Here is a 2,753-nt window from a genome sequence, read left to right as displayed (position 1 = left end):
GGCGAGCTCGGTGCGCGGGCGGACCCCGGCGGCGACGACCACGAGGTCGGCCGGCAGGGCCGAGCCGTCGCTCAGGACGACGTGTGCCGGCTCGTCGTCGTGGACGGCGTGACGCGCCGTGACCAGCTGCCCGAGGACGAGCCGGGCGCCGATGCCGCGGACGACGCGGGACAGGACGGCCCCGCCGTCGGCGTCGAGCTGGCGGTCCATCGGGTAGTCCTGCGGGTGCACGACGGTGACCTCGAGACCGCGGGCGAGGAGGCCACGGGCTGCCTCGAGCCCGAGCAGGCCCCCGCCGAGCACGACTGCGGTGGAAGCGGACTCGGCCGCCTCGATCATGCGGGCGCAGTCGTCCACCGTGCGGAAGGCGACCACGCCCTCAGCCAGCACGGAACTGGGACCGAGCGCCCCGGCATACAACCCTTCGGTCGGTGGGACGAAGCTCGTGCTGCCGGTGGCGAGGACGAGCTCGTCCCAGTCGACGACCCGCTCGGCGCCGTCGGAGCCGACGACCGCGGTGCGAGCAGTCACGTCGACGGAGGTGACGCGGGCTCCGGGGACGACGTCGATGTGCCGCGCGGCCCACCAGCCGTCGGGCTTGAGGCGGGTGTCGCGCGCGGTGATGCCGCCGGCGACGACGGTCGAGAGGAGCACCCGGTTGTAGGCGGCGTGCGGCTCCTCGCCGACGACCGTGACGGCGAAACGCGTCGCGTCGGGGTCGCGGTGGCGGATCTCCTCGGCAACGCGGGCCCCGGCCATGCCGTTGCCGACGACGAGGACGTGCCTGCGGGTGCGGGTCATGCGACGGCCTCCAGGCGGACGGCGCACGCCTTGAACTCCGGCATGCGGCTGGTGGGGTCGAGCGCGGCGTGGGTGAGCGAGTTCGCGCGCGAACCGCCGCCCCAGTGGAAGGGCAAGAAGACGACGTCGGGACGCATGTCCTCGTCGACCCGCACGGCTGCGCGGGTGCGTCCCCTGCGGCTGACGACGTCGGCGAGGTCGCCGTCGGCGAGACCGACGGACTCGGCGGTGTCGGGGTGCACCTGGACGAACATCTCGCCCGCCGCGGCTGCGAGCTCGGCGACGAGGCGCGTCTGGGCGCCTGACTGGTAGTGCTGGAGCACGCGGCCCGTCGTCGCGACGAGGGGGTATGCCGTGTCGTCGGCCTCGGCAGGACCGACGTGGTCGACGGCGACGAAGCGCGCGAGCCCGTCCGGCGTCGCGAAGCGGTCGAGGAAGAGCCGGGGCGTGCCCTGCGGGCGCTCGGTGCTGCACGGCCAGTGCAGGCTCTCGCCGGCGTCGAGGCGCTCCCACGTCACGGCGGAGTAGTCGGCCGGACCGCCCGCCGAGGCTCGGCGCAACTCGTCGAAGACGAGGCGAGGATCGGTGGGGAAGTCTGTGCCGCAACCGATCCGAGCGGCCAGCTCGCTCCAGACGTCGAGCTCGCTGCGGCACCCCTCCGGTGCCGTGAGCGCCCGACGCCGGCGCAGGACGCGGCCCTCGAGGTTGGTGAGCGTGCCCTCCTCCTCGGCCCACTGGAGGACCGGGAGCACGACGTCTGCGATCGCCGCGGTCTCCGACAGGACGAAGTCCGAGACGACGAGCAGGTCGAGGGCAGCGAGCCGCTCGGAGACGGCCCGCGCGTCGGGCGCGGAGACGACGGGGTTGGACCCGTGCACGAGGAGGACCCGCGCGCCGCCGTCGGTCCCGAGGGCGGACAGCAGCTCGAAGGCGCTGCGGCCGGGGCCCGGCAGGTCGGCCGGGTCGATGCCCCACACGGCGGCGACGTGATCCCGCGCCGCGGGGTCGTCGATCTTGCGGTAACCCGGCAGCTGGTCGGCCTTCTGCCCGTGCTCACGCCCGCCCTGGCCGTTGCCCTGACCGGTGATCGTCCCGAAGCCGGTGCCCAGGTTGCCGGGCAGGCCCAGCGCGAGGGCGAGCGCGATGAACGCGGTGACCGTGTCGGTGCCGCTCGCATGCTGCTCGCTGCCGCGGGCGGAGAGGATGTAGGCGCCGCGCTCGGTGTCGCGGGCCCGCGCGAGGGCTGCGACGGCGGCGCGCATCGTCGTGACGGCCACGCCGGTGACGCGCTCGACCCGCTCGGGCAGCCACTGCGCCGCGATCGGCCAGAGGTCGTCGAAGCCCGAGGTGCGCTCGTCGATGAAGCGGCGGTCGGCATACCCCTCGGTGACGGCGAGGTGGAGCATCCCGAGCGCCAGGGCCGCATCGGTGCCGGGGCGCAGCTGCAGGTGCAGGCCGCCGCCGTCGATCGCCTTCGCGGCGGTCGGGGTGAGGCGCGGATCGGCGACCATGAGCCCGCCGGCGTCGGCGGCCCGCACGAGGTGGGTGAGGAAGGGCGGCATGGTCTCTGCCGGGTTGGCGCCGAGGAGCAGCACCGCGTGCGCCGAGCCGATGTCGGTGACCGGGAAGGGGAGTCCGCGGTCGAGGCCGAAGCACCGGATGCCGGCTGCCGCGGCGGAGCTCATGCACCACCGGCCGTTGTAGTCGATCTGGCTCGTCCGCAGCGCCACCCGAGCGAACTTGCCCAGCTGGTAAGCCTTTTCGTTGGTCAGCCCACCGCCACCGAAGACCGCCACCGCGTCCCTGCCGTATGCCGTCTGCGTCCGGACGATGGCACCGGCCACGACGTCGAGGGCCTCGGCCCACGACGCCGGCACGAGCTCGCCGTCCCGGCGAAGGAGCGGGGTGGTGAGTCGTGAGGGCGTGCGGAGCAGCTCGGCACTCGTCCACCC

At 74.4% G+C, this 2,753-nt stretch carries 2 protein-coding genes; both read right to left on the bottom strand.

What is annotated here, in order from left to right; translation table 11 throughout:
• The coding region (locus tag AC1DP0_RS20600; protein WP_478088196.1) for an NAD(P)/FAD-dependent oxidoreductase at positions 1 to 801 on the bottom strand (801 nt) is incomplete at its 3' end.
• A partial coding sequence (locus tag AC1DP0_RS20595; RefSeq protein ID WP_478088194.1) for a molybdopterin oxidoreductase family protein occupies positions 798 to 2,753 on the bottom strand: 1,956 nt, incomplete at its 5' end. The genes AC1DP0_RS20600 and AC1DP0_RS20595, both read right to left, overlap by 4 nt.

This window comes from Terrabacter sp. P5_B1, assembly GCF_056400505.1.
Note: the sequence above shows the minus strand (reverse complement) of the source record. Positions and strands in the feature narration are given on the sequence as shown.